Below are 24,461 nucleotides of genomic sequence, written 5' to 3'. Positions count from 1 at the left end.
TAACGAGCCCAGTTCATCCGGAGTCATACCTCCAGAGAACAGCCGAAACCCACCCGGGACCAGAGCCCACGCACCACCTAACAAAGCACTACTAGTTACGGGGTGGTGGGTTGGTCTGGCAGTGCCTGGGCGCGGTGTTGGGTGGGGGAGAGGCCGTGGGCGGTTTTGAAGGCGCGGCTGAATTCGGGGGCGCGGGGGATGCCGCAGCTGGCGGCGATGGCCTGGACGGGTAGGTGCCGTAGGGCGGGGTCGGCGAGGTCGCGGTGGGCCTTGGTCAGGCGCTGGCGGCGGATGAACGCGGCGAGGGTCTCGCCACGCATGTGTTCGGTGAACAGGCGGTGCAGGCTGCTGAGGGAGACGTGGTGGGCGGCGGCGATCACGGGCGGAGCGAGGCCGGGATCGTGCAGGTTGTGCCGGACGAATGCCTTCACGCTCTCCATCAGCGCGCGCTGCCGTGATTCCGGGGACTGCGCGGTGCTGGTGTCGAGTTCACTGGCGAGCCAGGTCGACAGCAGGTCGACCACCACTGTTCCCAGACGGGACGTTTCGGCGGGCTGCAGTGTGTGGGCCTGTCGGCCGATACTGCGGATGAACTCCGTCAGCAGCGCGCCGGTGGCTGCCCGGCCGGACAGCTTCCGTCCGAACAGGTGGCGCATCTTGTGTGCGGGGACGGGCAGCAGGGACGCGGGTAGGTCGAGGCCGAGGCCCTCTACCCGGGAACGCGCCGGGCCCCCTCCCTGGGAGCCGAAGAACCGCGTGTCGTACGCGTAGGAGCTGTGCACCAGGTTGATATCACCAGCCTCGATCAAATCGAGGCGGCCAGTGCGAGAGGCGGTGGACAGTCCGTGGCCCGAGGTCAGAAACGTCAGGTGGACCATCTCCTCGTCGGACCGCCTGATCATCTTCTCGGTACGCCTGGCCCGGATCGAGGGGAAGGACGTCTCCAGGAGCGACACCGGTCCCAGCTCGAGCTGCCTCATCCGCGCGGTGAACGTCTCGACGTGACCGCTGGTCAGTTCCGCGGCCCTGGTCCGTCCCATCGCGTCGCGCCAGAACTCGAAGCCCTCCGGCCCCGAGGGTCCCGCCTCCCATGCCCCGTCCGTCCACTCCATCGGCATCCCCTTCCCGAGTAACCTGTTCGTCTCGCGTTCCGGTTGGCCCCGTCGACGACCGGCACGGCCCTGCGGGAGGGCGGCTTTGCCGTCAGGCGCGCCGTCCGCGCGAACGGGCCAGCATGATCATCCAAGGCCGGCTCCGCCCGCGTGTCACCGCCCCCGTCAACCGGCCCAAGGCCGCGTACGCAGGCGGTCCTTTGCCCCGCCGTTCGTTCAGTGCGCCGGCTGTCGAGCCTGCTCGTATGAGTCCAGGTCCGGTACGACCTTCCCACCGCGTGCGGGGCCGTGTCGAGTATGCCCACTGCCACAACAGGGCGGCAATTGCACGCGATCCGCCCCATCAAGGACGTAGATGTCGCGGCGGCCGCCCTTTCTGCACAGGATGGGAATTGGGCTCAGGGAATTTCGCGTGCCGCCCTGAATCTTCTTGGTATTTCCTCGGTGTCTGGAATCAGTCGGAACCAGTCCCCTGCCTGACACTCGGTCCGCGCCGGCCCGTCTTTGGCCGGCTGCGAGTTGGCACAGGGTCCACATCTCTTGGCAGCGCGTCCAGATTATTCCGGCCTCACCGCCGCGTTCGGCGCCCTTGCGGCTGTGGCAGGCGGCCGGCCGCAGCCGCTCTCCCGCGGCCCTCGCCGCCGTCGGCGGGCCCGGCCGCCAGCTGCGCCAGTCCGGCGCGCGAGTCGTAAGTTCCGGCCCGCGGGACAGCCCTTCCCGTCCAGGAGCCGCGATGGGGAGCCGCCCGCTGCGGCACGCGGCCGATCGATGCCGAATCGCCTCGCCGCCGGGCGCGCGGAGGGATTTCCGACCTTAAGCTACCGCGCGATCATTATGTCGAATATTTCCTTAAACCGCCGGATCGGCTTGATTGTCAGAATGTATCCCCCTTGTGTCGGATGCCCCTCGCTGTGACCCTTTGGAGGGCCTGTTACTTCAAGGCCTCTTGGTCATTGCTTTGTGGGACATTCACCTTCCGGTCGGCGCTGGATCCGGCTGGGAAACCGATCTTGGGAGTGGTTTTGCCACGGAATTCTCAGGCCTCATCCGCGTTCGCGGGTGGGGCTTTCACCATGCGAAGGACGCGACGGATAGCCGTCCTCGCCGCCCTCGGCCTGCTGGTGGAGACGGGAGTGGCGCTGGACGCCCTCTCCGCCTCCGCGGCGGCCGCCGACGCCAAACCGTCCGCGCAGCAGACGGCCTCCCAGGTCACGGAGGCGCCCGACCAGTCCTCCGCGCTGCTGGCGGCGCGGCTGAACAACCGCCGGATCGAGGTCACCGGCGCTCGCACCGAGACCACCACGCTGTGGGCCGAGCCGAATGGCGGCCTCACCCAGGAGCTCTCGGCCGGCCCGGTCCGGATGCGGGTCGGCGACGCCTGGGTGCCGGTCGACACCACCCTGGTGGAGACCGGCGACGGCTCCGTCGCCCCGAAGGCACACCCGGAGGGCCTGGTCTTCTCCGGCGGTGACGCCTCGGTGAAGGTCGGCGACGCCCTGCCGGGCACCACGCCGCCGGCCGCGCCGTCCGCGTCCGCAGCACCTCCTGCCGCTGCCGCACCTTCCGCATCCGCGTCCGCGTCGGCGTCCGCATCGACCTCTGCGTCCGCGTCCGCCGCTGCTTCGCCTTCCGCCTCCGCTGCCACCTCAGCCTCCGCGTCCTCCTCCGGGCACGCGTCGCGCGCACTGGAGCGCCCGACGCTGACCGCCGCCGACGCGGCCCCGGCGGAGCGGGAGTTGGTGAAGCTCGGCTCCGGCGGGGGCCGGGTCGAGCTGGGCTGGCTGGGCCGGCTGCCCAAGCCGAAGCTGTCGGGTTCGACCGCCACCTACACCGACGCCCGTCCGGGCGTGGACCTGGTGCTGGAGGCGACCCGAACCGGCTTCGAGCAGTACCTGGTCGTCAAGAACAGGGGCGCTGTCTCGCAGGCCGGCACGCTCACCCTGCCGCTGGACACCACCGGCTACCGGGTGGAGCCCCAGGAGGACGGCTCGATCCACCTCACCGACCCGGCGGGCGCCAAGCCGACCGTCCGGATCCCGGCCCCGGTGATGTGGGACGCCTCGGTGGACGAGAAGTCCGGCGAGCACCTGCACCGCGGCGCGGTGTCGATGGAGCTGAAGGGCGAGGGCGCGGACGCCGAGCTGGTGTTCACCCCGGACGCCGCGTTCCTGGCCGACCCGGCGACCGCGTTCCCGGTCACCGTGGACCCGGTGGTCGACGTCGGCACCAACTTCGACACCTTCGTGCAGAGCGACACCACCTCCGACCAGTCCTCGGCTACCGAGCTGAAGATCGGCACGTACAACGGCGGTGCGGTCAAGGCGCGTTCGTTCCTGCACTTCCCCGGCGGGGACTTCAACGGGAAGCAGATCAAGAGCGCCAAGCTGTACCTGGCCAACTTCCACTCCTACTCGTGCACCGCGAAGCAGTGGGAGGTCTGGTCGGCCCAGTACGCCTCGACCGGCAGTCGTTGGAGCAACCAGCCCGGGCTGATCTCCCGCTACGCGGTCTCGGACGAGACCCGCGACATCGCCGGCGACGGTGACAGCTACGACTGCTACGGCAACGGCGGCACCTACTGGGTCGGCGCGGACGTCACCAACCTGGTCCGGGACTGGGCCGGTATGGGCGTGGGCACCTACGCCCTCGGCCTGAAGGCCGCGAACGAGAGCGACTCGTACGGGTGGAAGAAGTTCGAGTCCTCCGAGGGCGCGCACTCCCCGTTCCTGTCGATCACCTACAACTCGGTCCCGCCGACCCCGCCCACGGTCGAGGTCCTGCCCTCGCAGCAGGGCAACCCGCGCTACACCTCCTCCGCGAACCCGGTCTTCCAGGTCCTGGCCAGCGACCCGGACGGCGGCACGGTCGGCGCGGACTTCGACCTCTACCGGGACGGCGCCTTCGTCAACCGCTTCTACAAGGAAGGCCCGAACGGAAGTTACCTGTCGGCCCGCCCGTCCGACTTCGGGCTCAGCCGGCTCGACGAAGGAGTGTCCTACTCGATCGGCGCGCGGCTGTGGGACGGCCAGGCCAACTCCGGCTGGACGCCCAGCGTCACCGTCATCGCGGACACCGCCAAACCCGGCGCCCCGCTGGTCGCCTCCGCCACCTACCCGTCCGACGGGCTGTGGCACGGCGCGGCCGGCCAGGCGGGCGCCTTCACCTTCACCCCGGCGAGCGGCGTCACCGACCAGAGCGCCTTCGTGTACAGCCTCGACGGCGCCGCCGCGGTGACCGTCGACGCGACCGGCACCGCCAACGCCAGCATCACCCCGGCCGCAGACGGGCACCACACGCTGAAGGTGCAGTCCAAGGACCGGGCGGGCAACCTGTCCGACCCGACCTCGTACACCTTCTCGGTCGGCCAGGCCGGCCTGGCCTCGCCGGTGGACGGCAGCCAGTCCGCCAAACGGGTGAAGCTGCAGGTCGACGCGCAGACCCAGTACAAGCGTGTGGTCTACCAGTACCGGCGCGGCCCGGGCGCCACCGAGTACGACGTGCCGACGGCCAACCTCACCAAGGCCGACAACACCCCCGTCACCGACCCCAAGCCGCTGCTCGCCGACCTCGGCCCGCACGCCAACTGGACGGTCGTCGACACCCTCGGCAACGTCGGCGGCGTGGTGCAGATCCGCGCCCTGCTGTTCCCGCAGGACGGCTCCGGCAGCGGCTACGCCACCGCCTGGAACACCATCACCGTCGACCGCAACGCCGACGGCGCGGCGGGCGCGGAGATCGGGGCCGGCTCGGTCAACCTGCTGACCGGCGACTACTCGGTCGGCGTGACCGACGCCGACGAGGCCGGCTCCTCGGTGGCCCGCTCCTCGTCCTCGCGCGACCTCGCACGCGGCTGGCAGCCGCAGGGCGAGCGCCTGACGCCCAACCAGCGCCAGGTCACCTACGACACCACCGGGTTCGTCACCGGCCAGAACACCGTCGAGCGCTCCACCGCACGCGGCCACGACAACTCGACCGACTCGCTGCGAATCGTGCCCACCGGCACCGACTCGTACGCCGCCCTCGGCGCCGACAACGCCCTGGCGATGGGCATGAAACCGGGCAAGACCTACCGGCTGACCGGCTGGATCTACGTCCCGGCCGCCACCGGCCTCAGCCCCGACTACACCGACCGCGGCCTGCGGCTGGCCGGCTTCGTCCACACCTCGGCGGGCTACGCCCAGACCACCTCCAACAAGGCGTCCTTCACCGACGGCTGGCAGCAGCTGACCGTCGACCTGGCCGTCCCGCAAGGCGCCACCGAGGCGTTCTTCCGCCTCTACAACGGCTTCTCCGCCTCCGGCAAGGAGGTCTTCTTCGACGACCTGTCGCTGAAGGAGATCGTCGCGCCGTTCGGCCCGCAGTGGTCCGGCGGCCCCGACGCGGGCACCGGCTCCGACTACCGCTCGCTGTCCTTCCCGGAGTCCGACCTCGCGGAGATCAAGCTCAACGACGACTCCTCGCTGACCTTCGCCAAGGGCACCGGCGGGACGTTCTTCCCCGAGCCCGGCGCCGAGTCGCTCACCCTGACCGCCCAGCCCGGCGCGTCCGGCCCGATCACCACCCCGACCACCGGGCGCTGCCTGGACGTCAACAACTCGAACACCGCCAACGGCACCGCCGTCCAGACCTGGGACTGCAACCCGTCCACCGCCCAGCAGTGGACGCTGGCCGACAACGGCTCGCTCCAGGCCCTCGGCAAGTGCCTGGACGTGCCGAACTCCTCCACCGCGGACTACGTCAAGCTCCAACTGTGGGACTGCAACGGCACCGGCGCCCAGAAATGGGAGCTGCGCCCGGACGGCAGCCTGATGAACGCCAACTCCGGCAAGTGCCTGGACGCCCCGGATTCCGGCGGACAGGGCACCCAGGTCACCCAGCACTGGTGCCACGGCGGTCTCAACCAGAAGTGGAACCCGGCCAACACCGGCACCACCTACACCCTGACCGACCTGGACGGCTCCACCACCGTCTTCGCCCGCGGCTCCGGCACCGACCAGTTCCAGGTCCGCAGCGAGAGCGGCCCGGAGGCAGCCTCCACCACCCGCTACGTCTACGACGTCACCGACGGCCGGGTGCTGCCCAAGCGCGCGGTACCCGCCGTCGAGCCGGGTGTGGACGACGCCAACAAGTGCACCGTGGACCCGCTGCCGCGCGGCTGCGACGCGATGGACTACGAGTACGCGACCACCACCACGGCGGCCGCCGGGACCCCGGGTGACTTCACCGACCGGATCCGCGCGGTGAAGTCCTGGTCGTGGAACCCGGCCACCTCCAAGCAGGAGGCCGTTGAGGTCACCCGCTACCTGTACGACGAGCAGGGCCGGCTGGTGCAGGTCTGGGACCCGCGCCTGGCCCAGCCGCTGAAGACCGCCTACAGCTACGACGCGGCGGGCCGGGTCACCCGGATCGCCCCCGCGGGCGAGCTGCCGTGGGACTTCGACTACGGCGCCGCGGCCGGCGACCCGGACGCCGGGCGGCTGCTGAAGGTCCGCCGGGGCACCCTCGCCGCGGGCTCGAAGAGCCAGGTGAACGGCGAGATTGCCACCAAGGTGGTCTACAATGTGCCGCTGACCCGCGGCGCGGGCGGCCCGTACGACCTGTCCGGCGCGGATGTCGCGCAGTGGGCCCAGACCGACGCCCCCACCGACGCCACCGCGGTGTTCGGACCGGAGGACGAGCCCGGCACCCACACCGCGACCGCCACCGCCCCCGGCAAGGACGGCTACAAGCCCGCCGTGGTGCACTACCTCAACGCCTCCGGCAACGAGGTCAACACCGCCACCCCGTCGGTGACCGACAAGGGCGACATCGACACCAGCGAGTACGACCGCTACGGCAACGTCGTGCGCACCCTGGATGCCACCAACCGCTCGATCGCGCTGGGCACCCACCCGGACACCGCGCGGTTCGCCGCCGAACTCGGCCTGCCCGCCGCGTCCACGGACCGGGCCCGGCTGCTCGACTCCCGCACCACCTACAGCGCCGACGGCCTCGACGTGCTGGAGACCCTCGGCCCGCTCTACCGCGCCACCCTCGCCGAGGACGTGGCCGGCGCCACCACCCCGGCGACCGTGACGGTCGAGGGCGAGGCGATGCCGCGCCTGGGCACCACCGCGCAGGTCATCACCCAGAACGGCGACGCCGCCTGGGTGGCGGGCGGCGGCTGGTCCGGCAACGCGCAGGTGATGCTGGTCGGCACGAAGGCCGGCGACAGCGCCTCGTTCCGGGTCACCGTCCCGGAGGAGGGCAAGTACCTCCTCTCCGCGAGGATGACCCGGGCCGTCGACTACGGCACCGTCAAGTTCGTCCTGGACGGCACCGACGTCACCGGCAGCTTCGACGGCTACAACAACGGCGTCACCACCTCGCCCTGGTCGGCCGGCGCGCCCGTGCAGCTGGCCCGCGGCGACCACCAGCTCGACCTGGTCGTCACCGGCACCAACCCGTCCGCCACCTCGCCCTACTACCAGGCGGGCATCGACACTCTCACCCTGACCAAGACCACCGTCAACCCGTCGCTGGCCGCCGGCACCCCCGTGCTGGCCCGCGACCACAACACCAACACCTACGACGAGGGCAAGCCCGACGGTCAGGCCTACCACCTGGTCACCACCGCCACCGACGGTGCCCGCATCGACGGCTACGCGCAGGACGCCGAGCAGCGGGTCACCAAGAACGGCTACGGCGCGCCGATCGGCGGCACCCCGGGCTGGACGCTGAAGACCGCGACGTCCGTCACCACGGACGCCGCTCCCGGCGGCGCCAACCTGACCGCCACCGTCAAGTTCGACGCCTCCGGGCGCGCGCTGGAGTCCCGCAAGCCGGGCTCCACGGGCACCGACGCCTCCACGGTGAGGACCGTGTTCTACACGGCTGGCGCCAATGCGGACGACGCCGCCTGCGGCAACCGTCCCGAGTGGGCGGGCAGCCCGTGCACCACCGGCCCCGCAGGTGCGATCACCGGCGCCGACGCCGCGCGGATGCCGACCACCCTTCCCGTCAAGCGGGTCACCCGCTACTCCCGCTTCGGCGAGGCCGAAGAGGTCACCGAGACCAATGCGGGCAAGTCCCGCACGTCGGTGACGGTCTACGACGGCGCGGACCGGATCGTCTCGGCCCAGATCACCTCCGACCAGGGCCAAGCCCTCCCGCAGGTCACCACCGAGTACGACCCGGCCAGCGGCGACATCGTCAAGACCACCGCCGGCGGCAAGTCGCTGACCCGCGTCATCGACGCCCTCGGCCGGCTCATCTCCTACACGGACGCCGACGGCGGCACCACCACCACCGAGTTCGACAAGTACGGCAAGCCGACCAAGGTCACCGACCCGACCGGCTCCACCACCTACACCTACGACCGCGCCAAGGAACCCCGCGGCCTGGTCACCTCCGTCACCGACAGCGTCGCGGGCGAGTTCACCGCCAAGTACGGCCCCGACGGGCAACTGGTCGAGCAGACCTACCCCGGCGGGATCGTCCGCAAGGACACCTTCAACGCGGTGGGCGAGGCCACCGGCCGCACCTACACCCGCACCTCGGACGGCGCGACCGTCTGGGCGCAGTCGAGCGACGTCTCCACCCAGGGCGTCGTCGCCACCGACACCTCGTCCACCGCGACCCGCTCCTACACCTACGACCGCCTCGGCCGCCTCACCAAGGCGCAGCAGAGCACCGTCGCCGCCGGCTGTGTGACGCGTCAGTACACCTTCGACGCGCACTCCAACCGCCTCGCCAAGTCCACCTCCCCGTCCACCGCGAACGGCGGCTGCGCCACCGCCAACCCCGTCACCGAGACCCACACCTACGACAGCGCCGACCGCCTCACCGACCCGGGCTTCACCTACGACGCCTTCGGCCGCACGGTGACCACCGGCACCGGCTCCACCAACACCTACTGGGCCAACGACAAGGCCGCCTCCCAGCAGAAGGGCGACGACAGGCAGACCTGGCAGCTCGACCCGGCCCACCGCTTCACCGCCTTCACCACCGAGAAGAAGCAGGCCGACGGCTCCTGGGCCAACGCCACCAGCAAGCTCAACCACTACGGCGACGACGGCGACGAGGTCCGCTGGACCATCGAGGACACCACCCAGGGCACCTTGACCCGCAACGTCTCCGGCCCCGACACCGACTTGGTCGCCACCACCAGCAAGACCGGCGACGTCCAACTCCAGCTCACCAACCTGTTCGGCAGCGTCGTAGTCACAACCGACACCGCGCTGACCGCCCCCAAGGTGCTGGACTTCGACGAGTTCGGCATCCCCCAGGACGGCCAGACCGGCGTCCGCTACGGCTGGCTCGGCGGCAAGCAACGCTCCGCCGAGGCCCTCGACGGCGACATCCTGATGGGCGCCCGCCTCTACAGCCCCGCCCTCGGCCGCTTCCTGCAGACCGACCCCGTCCCCGGCGGCAACGCCAGCCCCTACGACTACTGCACCGGCGACCCGATCAACTGCACCGACCTCGACGGCAACTGGGGCATGCCCAAGTGGCTGAAGAAAACGGTCCAGGTCGTCGCCAAGGTCGCCGAAGTCGCCTCCTACATCCCCGGCCCCATCGGCGGCATCGCCGCCGCCGTCTCCTCGGTCTCCTACGCAGCCACTGGCAACTGGGCCAAGGCAGCCGAGATGGCTGTGTCTGTGGTAACAGCGGCGGTAGGTGCTACGGCAGTTGTCAAGGGTGCCACGCTTGCGGTCAAGGCAGTAAGGGCGTCTAGGGCAGCAAAGCCCTTGACGAAGATGAAGGTCGCCTTCAATAGCAAGTTCCGGCCTGGCATCAATTTTCAGCAGCAGAAGAACCACATTCTGAACAGTAAGAATTATCTCAACCGAATCAAGGGGGGTAAGGACACTTCCTACTGGACCGTTAGTGAAAAGAACGCTACCCGACTTACCAGGATTGCGTGGGTTTTCGGCAAGAAGACTGGCAGGTCAGGCGGGGAGAGGGTGCTTAATGTTCGGCGGCCCATCGGCAGGGCCCCGGCATCCAAGGGCGGTGGCCCGCAGAGTAAGGTTCGAGTAACAGGAAAGCGAAACAAGCGCACCGGTAAGATGGAGATCCACGGAACTCCATGGTTTTAAGTATGCCGCGTGATACGGGTAAAGAATGGAGTGTGGTGGGCGTGGAAGATGCTGACCTTCTCTCTGCTGCAGTGGCTGACGCTATCCGAGCGTACGGTTCACTCGAAGAGCCGAACTTCGTCTTCGCCTCCCGTTGCTTCGAGCGTCAACCGCACAAGGCACTCGTGGGTGAGTTGGCGAGCTTTGCGCGCGTTGGGGACCAGACCAACCTGAACGACGATGTCTGCTTTTACTACAAGGTAGATTCTGCGGATGGAAACTGGCATCTCCTGCTATCCATGGTGGGTCCATATGCAATGCTCTTTCGGGCGCCGAGGGCCCACTGGTGGACATCGCGGGTCGTTTTGAGTCCGATCACCAGTGGCTTCAACGAAGAGGAATCGGTGATTGCTGATCTAATTCTTCAGAAAGGCTTCACCCTCCTGTCTGGAGAGCAATCAAAAATCCCGGTAGATTTTCAGTCGTGGCCGGGCGGCCCAATGGAAGGGGGGCCTCTTTTCAGGGTTCTGTTCAGTGATGTCTTTGATCTTGCATGGTGAAGTAGCCTGCAACGCATAAACGAGAGTGGGTGGACTCTGTTCCGCCCACCCTCGATTTCCTTTATGTGACCGGATTAAACCGTGGTGTTTCGACAGCTGCGAGGTCACTGCTGCGCCGTTTCTGGAACCGATTATCCGCGACGTATTGAATAGTATTTCATGCTCTCATGAATAGATGGTTTATGCCGCACTGAAGGGAAAATTCTGACGTCAGGAGTGGCTGTTAAATTAATTTTCCGTGTCTGGTTTGAACCCCCCTGTGGCAGCCAGCCGAACTTGTCGGCGGGCTGTTCTGTGTCTTACTTGTTTTGCGGCAAAACTCGTTCAACATGATCCTCAGAGTTAGAGGTCATCTCATTTGGATGGCTAGACTCTGGGCGTGCTGATCGTGGAGCGTCTCGTACCGGACGAGTTGTGGGAACTGTTCCAGTTGGTGGTGCCGACGGCGCCGACCCGGCCACAGGGCGGTGGCCGGCGCCGCTACGGGGAACGCGAGGTGTTGGCGGCGATCGTCTTCGTGGCGACCTCCGGATGCACGTGGGCTCAACTGCCGCCTTGCTTCGGTCCATCCGGGCCGACTGCCCATCGGCGGTTCGCCGAGTGGAGCAAGGCCAGGGTGTGGGTCAAGCTCCACCGGGTCGTCCTGGACGAACTTGGCGCGAGGGGCGAACTGGACTGGTCCCGCTGCGCGGTTGACTCCGTGAACATGCGGGCCCTGAAAAGGTGCCCCTATGGCTTTCGTCAAGCGGCGGTGGCGGCCGGGGGTTGGTAGAGGGTGCCATCTCTGAGCATGGCGAAGAGCACATCGATGCGGCGTCGGGCGAGTGCGACGAGGGCGGCGACGTGGTGCTTGCCTTCGCGTCGTTTCCGGTCGTAGTAGGCGCGTGACTCCGGCTGGGACAGCGACGCGAACGCGGCCAGGTAGAAGGCCCGTTTGAGCTGCTTGTTGCCTCGTCGGGATGGGTGCTCGCCGCGGATGGAGGAGCCGGAGGCGCGGGTGACGGGTGCCAGGCCGGCGTAGGCGGCCAGGTGGCCGGAGGTCGGGAAGCCGCGGGCGTCGCCGACGTCGATGAGGATTCGGGCGGCGGTCCTGATCCCGATGCCGGGCATCGAGGTCAGGACCGGGGAAAGAGGGTGGGCCTCCAGCAGTTCCTCGATCCTCACGGCGAGGAGTTTGCGCTGGTCGAGCACGGAACTGAGTGAGTTGGCGAGGCTGGGGACGATCAAGGCGGCGGCCTCGGTGCCGGGGACGACGACACTCTGCTCGTCCAGGGCGGTGAGGATGTCTTCGACCAGGCGCTCGGCCATCTGCGGGGCCTTAGGCCGCAGCAGCGTGATCAGTCTCCGCCGCCCGGCCTTCCTCAACTGGGCCGGGGAGCCGTGGCGTTCGAGCAGGGCGAGGACGGCCGGGTGGTCGAGCCGTGGGCCCAGGACGCGCTCGAGCGACGGGTGGATCTGGGTGAGCAGGCCGCGCAGCCGGTTCTTGATCCTTGTCGACTCGTCGGCGAGGTCGTCGTCGAATCCGGCGATCATTTCCAATTCGGCGACGGTCTCGTCGCTGGGCGCCAGGTCGCGCAGGGTGTGCTGCATGGCACGGGCGGCGTCCGCGATGACGTGCGCGTCGCGGGCGTCGGTCTTCGCCTCGCCCGGATAGAGGTCGGCGATCCGGCGCATGGTCAGGCCGGGCAGGTAGGCGATGCGACAGCCGGCGTCGCGGCCGACGGCCAGCGGAAGGGCTCCGACGGTGGCCGGCTGGTCGACCACCACCAGCATCGTCCCGTGCTTGGCCTGCAGTTTCGTGAACAGCTCACGCAGCCTGGGCTCGCTGTTGGGCAGTGCCTTGTCGAAGACCTTCTTGCCGGCCGGCGTGAGCGGGGTGGCATGATGTTCGCCCTTGCCGACGTCCAGGCCGAGATAGAGGTCTATGCCATCGGTGCTGGTCAACTGCCCCTCCCCAGGTCTCGCTCTCCCCGGCCCTGCGGCATCGGCGTGCCGGCATCCACGTTACGGAGAGCCTGCCTCACCCGGTGCGGGATCGGCGCTCAAGCCCCTCATCAGCGGTCTGCCACCGCCTCCGAGCCCGGTGACACCACCTTTTCGATCATGCTCGACGAGGGATCTCAGTCATGCCGGGCCGGGAGGCCGGGAACCCCATTGCGGGGCCACGAAGAAGGTAACGGGGACCTGACAGGTCCGAATCCTGTCGATCGGGGCAAGTTCGGGTCGAAGATCCACTTGCTCACCGAGCGCACCGGTTTACCCCTGTCGCTCGCGATATCCGGTGCCAACGTCCACGACAGCCAGGCGCTGATCCCGCTGGCCGACGCCATCCCGCCCATCCGATCGCGCCGCGGCCCCAGGCGACGCAGGCCCGGCAAGCTCCATGGCGACAAAGCCTACGATCATCGCTTCATCCGCGCCTACCTGCGACGACGACAGATCCCGGCGCGCATCGCCTGCCGAGGCGTCGACTCCTCCCAGCGCCTCGGTCGACACCGATGGGTGATCGAGCGCACCGTCGCCTGGCTCAGCGGCTTCCGCCGACTCCACCGCCGCTACGAACGCAAGGGCGAGCACTTCGCCGCGTTCGCCAGCATCGCCCCAGCAGTCATCTGCCTACGGCGAATCCCCAAATGAGATGACCTCTAACAGCGTGTCCCATGTGGTGATTGGGTCGTTGGATTGGTTATGGGGAGTGGTGGGTGGGATTGGATCGTTCCTGACGGCTTGTGGGATCTGGTGGCGCCGTTGCTGCCGGCAGCTCGGGTGTGGCCGCAGGGCGGTGGGACAGCGAACTTGGACGACGAGGCGGTGTTCGCCGCGATCGTCTACGTGCTGACGACCGGATGCGCGTGGCGGCACCTGCCGCCGTGCTTCGGGCTGTCGAAGTCCACGGTGCACCGCCGCTTCATGCTCTGGACCAGGGACGGCCTGTGGGGCCGGCTACGGCGGGCGATGCTGGAACGCCTGGCCGCTGCGGAGGTGCTCGACGTGTCGAGGGTGATCGTCGACTCGGTGCATGTCCGCGCGAAAAGGGGGGCGCCCACACCGGTCCGAGCCCCGTCGACCGGGGCAAGCCCGGCTCCAAGGTGCACGTCCTGTCCGACCGCAGCGGGCTGCCCCTCATCGTCGGTATCTCGGCCGGCGACGTCCATGACCAGCACGGACTGATCCCGCTCGTCCAGGCCCTCCAAATGAAACACGATCCGGACCGAGGCCTGCACTACCGTCCCCGCAAGGTCCACGCGGACAAGGCCTACGACAGCCCCGAGCTGCGGAGATGGCTTCGCCGACAGCAGATCCTGCCCCGGATCGCCCGCAAGGGCATCGAGTCCAGCCAGGCGCTCGGCCGACACAGGTGGGTCATCGAGCGAACGATGGCCTGGCTCACCGGCTACCACCGTATCGCCCGCCGCTACGAGGACGATCACCTGCTCTACCTGGCCTTCTGCGACCTCGCCGCCACCATCACCTGCCACAAACGACTGGCCAAACTCACCACATAGGACAAGCTCTAACTGGGGCCTCGGGAACGAGTACGAGGGCTTTCCGCTGATGTACCACTGGCGCATCCTGCCCGACTCCCCTCCCGAAGGGGTCGCCGACGAGTTCGGGGGCATCGATGGTGCGGTCGCGCACTGGGAGGGGTCATCGGCCGTGCGTGAGCGGCTGGAGGCCATCGGCCGGTCCTCGTCCAGCCTGGTTCTCTTCCTGGAACACCTCCCGCAGACCCTCGGTGACTGGCTGCACGACTACAGGACCGCCGCGTCGGAAGGCAGGAAGAGCTCGCCGTACCCGTGGGTGGACCAAGCCCTGACGCGCGGCACCGCCTTCATGAGCTCGCACGGACTCGTCCACTTCGACACCCACTTCGCCAATGTCCTGACCGACGGCCAGATGCTGTACTTCGCGGACTTCGGACTCGCCCTGAGTTCCGGCTTCGAACTGTCAGCGGCTGAAGCGGAGTTCCTCTCCGACCACCTCGCGTATGACCGCTGCCACACCGTGAGCCATCTGCTCCGCCATCACCTGCCCGATGGCCTGCGCGGCGGGATGGAACACGAGGCGTTCCTGCGCGAGTGGGACGCAGGCCACCGGCCCGATGGCGTCCCGGGCGAGATCGCCTCGATCATCAACCGGCACTCCCGAGCTGCCGTGATCTTCGGCGAGTTCGCCCGTCGTTTGCTCACCGAGAGCAAGCGGACGCCATTTCCGGCCTCCGAGGTCGGGCGGGCCTGGAGCCCTGCGGTCGCGGCACCCCATTGAGACCAGCCTTTGGCAGAAGATCGTCGTCAGGACGTCGCGGGACGGGTTGTGTGCCGGGGGCCGAGGCGGCGTCGTAGTTCGAGGTTCTCGCTCTGGGGGGCTTCGAGGGCCTGCCGCAGGGCCTGGACCTCGTCGCGGTGCCGCCGCTTTGGGCAGTGAGGGGGCGCACGACGCTGCTGGGCGAGTCGTCGGGCGGCTGCGTGGCCGGTTGTGGTCAGGTGTTCTCGCTGCCGCGTTGGTTCAGGGCCCGGGTCAGGTCCCGGTTGGCGGAGCGTGCGGCGTCCAGGTCGGCGCGGGCTTCCTCCAACTCCAGCGCACGACACCTCCCTACTGGAGCGACCTCGGCTACTGGGAACAGGAGTACAGGGAGCAGCCCGTGCGCCTGCTCGTCCGCTGCCAGCACAGCGGCCACCGGGAGCCCTGGAACCTGGCCTACGAGAAGGAGTTCTTCGTGCAGGACTGGATCCTTTTCACCATTGAGGAGAACGGTTGACACCGTCCCCGCAAACACAACGGGGCCGTCACCTCCAGGAGGTGACGGCCCCGCCGTTGTTCGGCGCCGGCTACCTGAGCACCAGGCCGTGCTTGGCCAGCGCCGCGATCTGCTCCTTGCTCAGCGTGGCCCGGCGGGTGCGCTGGTTGCCCACCCAGCTCCCGAGATTGATGGGGGCCGCCTCGATGCTCTCCACCGCGTCCGGGCCGACCACCACCCGCTCCAGCACCTCCACGTGCGACCGGGGCACGGGCTTGCCCCGGCCCTCCCGGGCGACGAACTGGGCGAACGCGGCCACCGCGAGCGCGAACCGGTCGGCCCGCGAGACCGCCTCCTGCCACCAGGTCCGCGCCGCCACCTAGGCGCGCTGCCAGGTGATCGGCCAGACCGTTACCCCGTACGAACTGATCTCTTAAGGCATGCTTCCAGCCCGGTGCCGGTTCGTTCGGCTCCCCTACTGGTTCGTTGTCGCCTGCGCGGTGTGGGTGGCGCGTTGGCGGTATTCGTGGGCGGCGTCGGGTTGTCCGTCGACGTCCAGAGCATCGGCGGCCAGGAGGTAAGCGCGTGCGAGCAGCGGCCCGTACAGGCTTGGATTGTCGATAAGGTGCGGGCCAACGGCCTGGACCACCTCGGCGCCATCCCGCCAAGCGCCCGTTTTGTCGTCGGGTAGAAGGGAATATCCCCGTTCGGTCAGGATCATCGCCAGATTCACACGCGAAGCCATCGTCTCCCGGTGACCAGCCCGGAGAACCCGCGTCCTGTCCTCCATCACGGACCGCAGCAGGTCAACGGCCTCGTCGGTGCGCCCGGTCTGGTGGTAGGCGTGGGCGAGGTTGTTTTTGGACGTGAGAGTGTCGGGCGCGTCCTCGCCCAGGATCCTGATCCGTTCTTTGAGGTTCTGTTCGAACAGGGGGATGGCGCTGTGAAGGTCGCCAGCGTCCTGGTAGGCCTGGGCGAGGTTGTTGCGGGAATGCAGGGTGTAGGGGGCGTCCTTGCCCAGCACTCGGATCATGGACCGCAGGGTCGGTTCGTGGATGGCGATGGCACGGGGGAAGTCGCCTGCGGCCCGGTAGGCGTTGGCGAGGTTGTTTTGGGAGGCGAGGGTGTCGGGCGCGTCCTCGCCCAAGATCCTGACCCGGCCTTCGAGGGTCTGTTCGAAGAGGGGGATGGCGCGTTGGACGTCGCCGGCGTCCTGGTAAGCGTTGGCGAGGTTGTTGCGGGTGGTGAGGGTGTCGGGTGAGTCCTCGCCTAGGATCCGCGCCGTGGCCTGCAAGGTCTGCTCAAGGAGAGGGATGGCGCGGGTGAGGTTGCCTGCCACCCGGTAGGCGTTGCCCAGGTTGTTGCAGGCGGTAAGGGTCCCGGGTCTGTCCCAACCCAAGATCCGGATCATGGACAGCAGGTTCTGTTCGAAGAGGGGGACGGCGCGTTGGACGTCGCCGGCGTCCTGGTAGGCGTTGGCGAGTTCGTTGCGGGAGTTGAGGGTGTCAGGTGCGTCCTCGCCCAGGAGTTGCTTCCTGGTGTTGAGGGAGCGGCTCAGGTGGTTGACGGCGCGCCGCGCCTGTCCCTGCTGGTTGAGGAAGTAGCCGGCCGCGTCGAAGACGGCGGCGGTGTTCTCGCTGTCGGTGCTCGCAGAGGTGTGATCGGCGAGGGCGTCGACGTGGGGAAGCAGGGCGCGCAGGGCCGACCACTGCGCGGGTTGGTCCGGGTCGAGCAACAGCGCGACCTGTAGGCACAGGGTGGCCTGGTGGAGGGCAGTGGTGATGTCGCCGTTCTGGCGGTGGGGGTCGTCGGGGGCGGGGGTGCGGGCGAGGGTCTGGACGAGGCGGTGGACAGTGAGGGTGCCGTCCGGGCTACCGGTGATCATGTTGTAGGCGAGGAGCCGGCCGATCGCGGTGGCGACTTCGGGCGGAGCGCCGAGGGGGTCCAGGAGATGGCGGGGGATGCGGTCGGGGGCGTACCAGGCCAGGATCCGTAGGATCTCTCCGGCGAGGGGGGTGTCGGTGAGGCGGTCCAGGGTCAGGCGCCAGATCCGGGCCACGGTCCGGTCGGAGTCGGTGCCCTCCCCGCCCGCGGCGAGCATGTCGGCCGGATACTGGGCCAGCATCTCCAGATACCTGCTCGGAACCGTTCCGGTCTGCGCGCAGTACGCGGCAGCCTGCTCGACGGCCAGCGCCAGGTGGCCGACCTCCTCGCATACCGCTCCGGCGCCGTCCGAGGACCGGGGGCCGTCGTGGGTGAGGACCCGGACGAACAGGTCCACGGCGTCGTCCTCGGTGAGGACACCGAGTCGGACAGTGGTGGCATGGTGATGCCAGCCGCTCGCGCGCCGGGTGGTGATCAGGACCCGCCCACGAGGAACACGCTCCAGCAGAGGTGCGATGTGGGCGGGGTCCTCGACGTTGTCCAGTACCAGCAGCCACCCGCCGTTTCTGGCCAGCCAGGCCACCGCGCGCTGCGTCTGCTGGTCTTCGGGCAGGCCCGCGAGTGCGGGCTTCAGGGTTCGGGCGAGTTCGGCGAGTCCGGCCTGCAGTGCGGTGGGGGTGTCGGCGGTGATCCGCCACCTTAGCGACTCGTTGCGCCGTGAGGCCCAGTGGGCGGCGAGGGCGCTCTTGCCGATCCCGCCCAGGCCGTGGACGGCATGGACCACCACCTCGCCCGCCCGCTCGAACGCCTGCTCTAGGAGGGCGAGTTCTTCGGTGCGGCCGACGAACAGCCCGCCGGGGATGTTCGAGACCCCTTTTGCGGCGTCCGGCGGGATCGGAGTGAACGCCTCCACTGGCAGCACGAGAGCGTGTTCGGCCTGCACTGAGTAGGTAGGGGAGTTGACGACGTTCCCGCCCGCGACGATCGCACCCCCGCTGCCCCACTGCCCCGCTCCGGCTTCCTGCCAGTTGCCTACGGCCTCATGCTCGACACCCAGCTCGTGGAGATTTGCGCTGGCTTCCGCCTCCATGTTGTCATGGTCTTGTCGCGTAGCCTTCTTCTTGAACCACTTCACGGACGCTGTTCCGTCTGGGAGTTGGTCACGTTGCCGCGTGCAACGATGGCCCCGGTGCTGCCGTGCGTCCCCGACGTCGGTCCGGGGCCGGAGGCCGGGGCGGTGCCGCTGGCGGAGGTCGAGGAGCCGGCCACATCCCCGCCAGCGACGATTGCGCCACCGCTGCCGGTCATCGGCTCGACTTGCGGGGCTGGGGGAGTGGGGGTGGGTGTGTTGGTGCGCAACTGCCACAACGCCACCACGACCGCGGCGACCCCAGTCACCGCGCTCACTGCGCCCCACGCTTGCCCGGCGCCGTCCGGGTGCGTGCCCGTCACCCACCACACCGCCCCCGCCGACGCGCCCGCACCCACGACGCCCAGTGCCCACCAACACATCCGCTGCAAACCAGTCATGCCATTATCGTTCCACCCCTCCAGCATGATCACGTACGTCCAACTCCCGACCGCAGCGGACCTGTTGCACATCTCCTCCTTGGCTCCGCGATTCAGCCGGAATGCGGACATGCCGCCCGCGGGATGACGGCCCCGCCGTTGTTCGGCGCCGGCTACCCGAGCACCAGGCCGTGCTCGGCGAGAGCCGCGATCGGCTCCTCACTCAGCGAGGCCCGGCGGGTGCGCTGGTTGCCCACCCAGCTCCCCAGCTTCACCGGGGTTGCTTCGGTGGTCTCCACCGCGTCCGGGCCGGCCACCACCTGCTCCAGCACCTCCACGTGCGACCGGGGCACCGGCTTGCCCCGGCCCTCCCGGGCGACGAACTGGGCGAGCGCGGCCAGCCCGAGGGCGAACCGGTCGGCCCGCGACACCGTCGGCTTCTTCGGCCAGCCCGCGGCCGCCGCCTTCCGCGCCTTCTTCACCGCGGCGGCCTGCGCCAGCGCCGGGTCCTCCTCGATGCCGATGGCGACGAGCAGGTCCTGCTGCTCCTGCTCCAGGTCCGCGAACACCCCGCGCTGGGCGGCGACCCAGTGCCCGAGCTGCTCGCCCTCGAACACCGTCTCCGCCGGGAGCACGGCCCAGTCGACCCGGCCGTCCGCCTTCTGCCACCAGGTCCGCGCCGCCACGCAGGCACCCTGCCAGGTGATCGGCCAGCGCGGCGCCCAGTGCGGGTCTATCTCCTCCAGCGCCTCCCGCCAGGCCGGTCCAGCGCGCCCGGCTCGCCCTCCGGCACCTCGGCGGCCGTCCGCAACCGGGCCAGCCACTGCCCCAAGGCGAAGTCGTTGCCGATCAACACCCGCGCCGGAACGGCCAGCGAACAGTAGTGTTTGCGCGCCCACGTCCGCGCCCAGGAAAGACCATCTCGAACCGCGCAGACTCACCGAGCGACTCCACGGGGATCACGGTGACCGCACGACCGGCCCGCGTGGACCAGGCTCCTCCGGCACTGGTCGGCTACTCGGTCGTCTTCTCCAGCACCTTGACGGCTTCGTCTTCGGCATTTGCTCTGCGGTACGCCGCAGCCGATCGCTCCCGCACGGTCTGTACCTCGCTCGCCGGCCGACCGGCAGCGAGCAGGGAGTCGGCGAACTCGTCCAACGCTTCCCCCAGCCGGTACTGGTCTCCCAGCCCCTCGAACAGAGCAACGGCGCGCTCACCGGCCTCCACCGCCCGTCCGCTCTCACCACGCGCACGCAGGGCGGTGCCGAGGTTGCTCCAGGCCATAGCTTCGCCGTGGTGGTCGCCGAGGGCCTGGTACTGGGTGAGGGCGGTGCGGTGGGCCTGTTCGGCTTCCTCCAAACGCCGCAAGTCCTTCAGTGCGATGCCGAGGTTGTCCCAGGCGATAGCTTCGCCGTGGTGGTCGCCGAGGGCCTGGTGCTGGGTGAGGGCGGTGCGGTGGGCCTGTTCGGCTTCCTCGAAGCGGCGTAGTTCCTGCAGCACGCCGCCGAGGTTGTCCCAGACTATGGCTTCGCTGTGAAGGTCGCCGAGGGCCTGGTGCTGGGTGAGGGCGGTGCGGTGGGCCTGTTCGGCTTCCTCGAAGCGGCGTAGTTCCTGCAGTGCGCTGCCGAGGTTGTTCCAGGCGATGGCTTCGCCGTGGTGGTCGCCGAGGGCCTGGTGCTGGGTGAGGGCGGTGCGGTGGGCCTGTTCGGCTTCCTCGAAGCGGCGCAGGCCCTGCAGCGTGCTGCCGAGGTTGTTCCAGGCAGTGGCTTCGCCGTGGTGGCCGCCGAGCGCCTGGTATTGGGTGAGGGCGGTGCGGTAGGCCCGTTCGGCTTCCTCGAAGCGCCGCACCTCCTGCAGCGCGCTGCCGAGGTTGTTCCAGGCAGTGGCTTCGCCGTGGTTGTCGCCGAGCGCCTGGTATTGGGTGAGGGCGGTGCGGTGAGCCTGTTCGGCTTCCTCGAAGCGGCGTAGTTCCTGCAGCGCGCTGCCGAGGTTGTTCCAGGAGCCGGCCTCTCCGGCCGGGGCGCGGCTCTCGCGTGCCGCGGCGAGGCCGATCTCGGCGACCTCCAGGCGGCTTTCGAGATGGTGACGCAGACCGAGATAGACGCCGAGATGGGAGGCGAGGTCCTGGGCGATGCCGTGGCGGCCGGCAGCGTGGGCGGTGTGGACGGCGGCCACGAGGTTGGCGCGCTCCGCGTCCAGCCACCCCGATGCCTCCGTCCGCCCGGCAAACCGTCGCCCCAAGCGCAGGTCACGCCTTCTGGCGTCCGTCATGTCCACGTGTGCGTCCGCGTCTCGTGTGGTGAGGGTGTAGTACTCGAGGAGGCGGTGCAGGGCCGCAGCGGTATGGGCGGGGTGTCGGGCGGCTTGTTCGGTGGCGTAGGCGCGCACGAGGTCGTGCATGCGCCACCGCTGAGTGTCGGGGTCTTGGCGGATCAGGCTGGCCCTGGACAGGGCGATCAACCGCGCCCGGACGTCCTTGAGCTTGCCGACACCGGTGAAGGCCGCGGCGGTTTCGGTGGACAGATCCGGCCCGGGGTTGACCGCTAGGAGACGGAACAACTCGGCGTGGGTGGGCGCCAGCCGCTGGTAGGAGCGCTCCAGCACGGTGCGCACCGCACGCCCCCCGTCCTCCAACTGATCGAGCCGCTCACCGAGATCCTCCAGATACTCGGCGAGCCGACCCGGCTTCAGGCCGCGTTCGGCCACCAGCTGGGCGGTGGCGATCTGCAGCGCGAGCGGCAGGTACCCGCACAGCTCGGCGACCCTGGCCGCCCCCTCGGGGTCGGCGCGGATCCGCTCGTCCTTGGGCAGGGTGAGCCGCAACGCAGTGTCCATCAGTTCGACAGCCCGCTCGGGGGAGAGGACGTCGAGGTCCACGAGGCGTGCGCCGATTGTGGGGGCGAAGTCGTCGCGGGAGGTGACCAGCAGACGGTGCGGCCCACCGGAGGGGACCAGCTGCCGGACCTGGTCGGCACGGCAGGCGTTGTCGGCGAGGACCAGGACCCGCTCCCCGGCCCGGGTCCGCGCGGCGAGCTGGGCCCGGTAGAGGGCGGCGCGCTGATCGGTCTCGGGCGGGATCTGCTCCGTCTCCGTACCCAGGGCACGCAGCGCGCTGTCCAAGGCCTGGCCGACATCGAGGGTGCTGTCGTCATAGCCGTGCAGGTCCAGGAACAGCACACCCGTGAACACCCCACGCGCAAGGGCCGTGTGGGCGGTGGCGAGGCCGAGGGTGGTCTTACCCATCCCGCCCATCCCGAGCACGGAAGCCACCACAACAGCCTGCTCGCCCTCGCCCTCACACCCCGCGCCAGGCGAGGGGTTCAGGAGCGCCAGCAGGTCCTCCAGCTCCTGCCCCCGTCCGGTGAAGCCGTCCGGCACCCGCGGCGGCGGAGCCAGCAGCGGCGGCGCGAGACCGCCCGAGGCAGCGGCAGGCGCCTCCCGTCTTGTGCCCGGATTTTCCTCTTTGCTAATGCGGTCGAATTCCTCGACGAGCGTGACCAGCCGGGTGTAGGAAGTCTTCCATTCAACGAGATCCGTGCGGGCCGCCGTCAGAACCTGCACATTCTGCTCGTCATGCTTCCTGCAAGCACAGACGAACGCGGAAACAAAATCCCAATCGTACACACGGAAGACCCCGGACCGGCCCTTCTGCAACTCACTGATCGCCGTCGCCGTGAGCTTCCTCTCCTCATCCGCAGCCATGAGCTGAGGCCCACTCGGATTACCGGCATCCCGACGCAACTGATCCAACCGCTGCCCAAACTCCCGCAGCACCCGCTGCGCCTGCGCACTCTCACCAGCCAACGTGTTCCCCTCTCACCCCGGAAGCCAGCCCCGGTAGTCGGCTGCAGCAGCAGTCCCCGTCCCACCCCGTACGTAGACAGCCCCCAGGACGAGCCCACCAGACCCCCGGTACCTGGATACGTGCCGGTGGCCGACAAGGTGATCCGCCGGTGTCCGCGTTGGTCCGTGATCGTCCGTCGAACCGGAGTCCAACTCTAGTGCCCACCTGCATGAACGCGGTCCCGTTTCCGGAACGCTCCGGATGCATCCGCAGATCGTCCACGGGCCTTTCCCAGCCGAGAGCGTGGTGGTCAAGCCGGTCGGCTGACCCCTACTCACCACATCCCGCAAGACGAGGACCTGATGTCCCACATGCATAAGACATCGTTTCTTTTGGTGCTTCGGAGTCGTTTGGCTGGTCGTGGAGAGTCTTGTTGAGCGACTGGTCCCGGACGAGCTGTGGGAATTGTTCCGACGGGTGGTGCCGCTGACGGTCGTGCACCGGCCGCAGGGCGGGGGCCGACGGCGAGCCGGGGACCGGGAGGTGCTCGCTGCGATCGTGTTCGTGGCGACCTCGGGCTGCACCTGGCGACAGCTCCCACCGATCTTCGGGGCCTGCCGGCAGACGGTCTACCGGCGTCTCGCGCAGTGGAGCCGGGACCGGGTCTGGGCCCGACTGTACCGGGTCGTGCTGGACGAGCTCGGCGCCCAGGGGACGCTGGACTGGTCGCGGAGCGCCATCGACTCGGTGAGCATCCGCGCCCTCAAGGGGGCCTCTGACCGGACCGAATCCGACCGACCGCGGCAAGAACGGATCGAAGATCCACCTGATCTGCGACCGCAACGGCCTGCCGATCTCGCTCGCCATCTCCGGAGCCAACCTCCACGACAGCCAGGCCCTGGAGCCGTTGGTGCTCGGCATCCCGCCCATCCGTTCTCGGCGCGGACCTCGCCGACGCCGGCCCGCCAAGCTCCACGGGGACAAGGGCTACGATTACGACCACCTGCGGCGATGGCTGCGCGGACGCGGCATCACCCCGCGCATCGCCCGCCGCGGCGTCGAGTCCTCCCAGCGCCTGGGCCACCACCGCTGGGTTGTCGAGCGCACCATGTCCTGGCTATCCGGATGCCGGCGCCTGCACCGCCGCTACGAGCGCAAGGCCGAGCACTTCCTCGCCTTCGCCGGCATCGCGGCCACCCTCATCTGCTACCGCCGCCTCACCCATCCACCCAGGTGATCTCCGGACGGACCCTCGGCAGCGCCCACGGCTCCAGGGCACCACTGACCAGATCGGCCAGGAACTGGACGACCCCACCGGTGTAGTGCCACCAGCCGCCGCTGCGCGAGGCCACGGTGACGATCCAACCTTCGGGCCCGGCAGGGTCGGTGGTCCACAGGAAGAAGTCTCCCTGGTTGGAGCCGGCCCAGGGAAGCAGACCGCCCGGCGCCGGATAGGGATGCATCGCCACGGCCAGATCAGCGTCCTCGCACCACTCGGCGATGGTCTCCAGCGTCTCGTGGATTCCGTGCACCCATGCCACCTCTTCGCCGGGCATCGGTCGGCTGACGCACATGAAGTCGCTCAGCTCGAAGCGTGGGTAGTACTCGCAGAGCAGCTTGTAGTCGGCAGGCAGAGCCGTCCCCAACTCACCTTCCAACCGGGACCAGTCAAGGCTCTGAGGTGCCGGGCGACGGTGGGACGCCAGGCCGGGCACAGCCCGTTCAAGCTCCACCACCGCCTCATCCGGGCCGGCCAGAGGGCGACACGGTGCCTGAGTACCAACGAGATCATCCACCCGAGCAGACTGCCACAGC

13 protein-coding genes and 2 pseudogenes are annotated in these 24,461 nt (G+C 68.9%); 7 read left to right on the top strand and 8 right to left on the bottom strand.

The features are described 5' to 3' along the window. Positions 1–95: 95 nt before the first annotated feature. On the bottom strand, positions 96–1,112 hold the full coding sequence (locus tag ACZ3J7_RS36415; protein WP_465627592.1) for a helix-turn-helix domain-containing protein: 1,017 nt from the start codon (positions 1,110–1,112) through the stop codon (positions 96–98). Positions 1,113–2,185: 1,073 nt separating this feature from the next. On the opposite strand from ACZ3J7_RS36415, the gene ACZ3J7_RS36410 reads away from it, so the two are divergent. From ACZ3J7_RS36410 to ACZ3J7_RS36400, 3 genes and pseudogenes are all read left to right on the top strand, one after another. Further along, entirely contained in the window at positions 2,186–10,192 is an 8,007-nt protein-coding gene (locus ACZ3J7_RS36410; RefSeq protein ID WP_465627591.1) for a ricin-type beta-trefoil lectin domain protein, read from the top strand. A gap of 2 nt (positions 10,193–10,194) precedes the next feature. Then, a complete protein-coding gene (locus ACZ3J7_RS36405) occupies positions 10,195–10,731 on the top strand; it encodes a hypothetical protein (protein WP_465627590.1) in 537 nt (178 codons plus the stop codon). A gap of 373 nt (positions 10,732–11,104) precedes the next feature. Next, positions 11,105–11,452 (top strand): annotated as a pseudogene (locus ACZ3J7_RS36400) (transposase); the annotation flags it as partial. A gap of 20 nt (positions 11,453–11,472) precedes the next feature. On the opposite strand, the gene ACZ3J7_RS36395 reads toward ACZ3J7_RS36400, so the two are convergent. Continuing rightward, positions 11,473–12,675: an IS110 family RNA-guided transposase gene (locus ACZ3J7_RS36395; protein ID WP_465627589.1), complete on the bottom strand. Its 1,203-nt coding sequence runs from the start codon at positions 12,673–12,675 to the stop codon at positions 11,473–11,475. Here ACZ3J7_RS36395 and ACZ3J7_RS36390 point away from each other — a divergent pair. The 3 genes and pseudogenes from ACZ3J7_RS36390 to ACZ3J7_RS36380 all read left to right on the top strand — a co-directional run. After that, entirely contained in the window at positions 12,613–13,368 is a 756-nt protein-coding gene (locus tag ACZ3J7_RS36390; RefSeq protein ID WP_465627588.1) for an IS5 family transposase, read from the top strand. The two genes, ACZ3J7_RS36395 and ACZ3J7_RS36390, sit on opposite strands and share 63 nt — an antisense overlap. Before the next feature lie 51 nt (positions 13,369–13,419). Then, a protein-coding gene (locus ACZ3J7_RS36385) for an IS5 family transposase (RefSeq protein WP_465627587.1) occupies positions 13,420–14,237 on the top strand; the annotation gives its coding sequence in 2 pieces (ribosomal slippage) (positions 13,420–13,762 and positions 13,762–14,237; 819 coding nt in all). Continuing rightward, positions 14,233–14,997: pseudogene (locus ACZ3J7_RS36380) on the top strand (protein kinase family protein); the annotation flags it as partial. The gene ACZ3J7_RS36385 and the pseudogene ACZ3J7_RS36380, both read left to right, overlap by 5 nt. Before the next feature lie 563 nt (positions 14,998–15,560). Here ACZ3J7_RS36380 and ACZ3J7_RS36375 read toward each other — a convergent pair. The 5 genes from ACZ3J7_RS36375 to ACZ3J7_RS36355 form a co-directional block, all read right to left on the bottom strand. Next, positions 15,561–15,848: a hypothetical protein gene (locus ACZ3J7_RS36375; protein WP_465627586.1), complete on the bottom strand. Its 288-nt coding sequence runs from the start codon at positions 15,846–15,848 to the stop codon at positions 15,561–15,563. 96 nt (positions 15,849–15,944) lie between these two features. Continuing rightward, a complete protein-coding gene (gene fxsT / locus ACZ3J7_RS36370; protein WP_465627585.1) occupies positions 15,945–18,488 on the bottom strand; it encodes an FxSxx-COOH system tetratricopeptide repeat protein in 2,544 nt (847 codons plus the stop codon). Continuing rightward, positions 18,485–18,916 carry a hypothetical protein gene (locus ACZ3J7_RS36365; RefSeq protein WP_465627584.1) on the bottom strand — a complete coding sequence of 144 codons (432 nt, stop codon included), beginning with the start codon at positions 18,914–18,916 and terminating at the stop codon, positions 18,485–18,487. The genes fxsT and ACZ3J7_RS36365 overlap by 4 nt, the downstream gene beginning before the upstream one ends. A 119-nt stretch (positions 18,917–19,035) precedes the next feature. Then, positions 19,036–19,548 carry a helicase associated domain-containing protein gene (locus ACZ3J7_RS36360; protein WP_465627583.1) on the bottom strand — a complete coding sequence of 171 codons (513 nt, stop codon included), beginning with the start codon at positions 19,546–19,548 and terminating at the stop codon, positions 19,036–19,038. A gap of 328 nt (positions 19,549–19,876) precedes the next feature. After that, the gene (locus ACZ3J7_RS36355; RefSeq protein WP_465627582.1) at positions 19,877–22,564 is read right to left on the bottom strand and encodes a tetratricopeptide repeat protein; all 2,688 of its coding nucleotides are present in this window, start codon (positions 22,562–22,564) and stop codon (positions 19,877–19,879) included. Between the two features lie 496 nt (positions 22,565–23,060). On the opposite strand from ACZ3J7_RS36355, the gene ACZ3J7_RS36350 reads away from it, so the two are divergent. Beyond that, a protein-coding gene (locus ACZ3J7_RS36350; protein WP_465627596.1) for an IS5 family transposase occupies positions 23,061–23,883 on the top strand; the annotation gives its coding sequence in 2 pieces (ribosomal slippage) (positions 23,061–23,422 and positions 23,421–23,883; 825 coding nt in all). On the opposite strand, the gene ACZ3J7_RS36345 is transcribed toward ACZ3J7_RS36350, so the two are convergent. After that, positions 23,864–24,304, bottom strand: coding sequence for an SMI1/KNR4 family protein (locus ACZ3J7_RS36345; RefSeq protein ID WP_465627581.1), 441 nt, complete (start codon positions 24,302–24,304; stop codon positions 23,864–23,866). The two genes, ACZ3J7_RS36350 and ACZ3J7_RS36345, sit on opposite strands and share 20 nt — an antisense overlap. Between the last annotated feature and the right edge of the window lie 157 nt (positions 24,305–24,461).

Source organism: Kitasatospora sp. NPDC015121 (assembly GCF_055562955.1).
Note: the sequence above shows the minus strand (reverse complement) of the source record. Positions and strands in the feature narration are given on the sequence as shown.

Bases quoted from the DNA above. Each gene is read 5' to 3' on its own strand.
- ACZ3J7_RS36410 (WP_465627591.1), top strand. From the start codon at position 2,186: ATGCGAAGGACGCGACGGATAGCCGTCCTCGCCGCCCTCGGCCTGCTG.
- ACZ3J7_RS36390 (WP_465627588.1), top strand. From the start codon at position 12,613: ATGATGTTCGCCCTTGCCGACGTCCAGGCCGAGATAGAGGTCTATGCC.
- ACZ3J7_RS36415 (WP_465627592.1), bottom strand. From the start codon at position 1,112: ATGGAGTGGACGGACGGGGCATGGGAGGCGGGACCCTCGGGGCCGGAG.
- ACZ3J7_RS36405 (WP_465627590.1), top strand. From the start codon at position 10,195: ATGCCGCGTGATACGGGTAAAGAATGGAGTGTGGTGGGCGTGGAAGAT.
- ACZ3J7_RS36355 (WP_465627582.1), bottom strand. From the start codon at position 22,564: ATGGCTGCGGATGAGGAGAGGAAGCTCACGGCGACGGCGATCAGTGAG.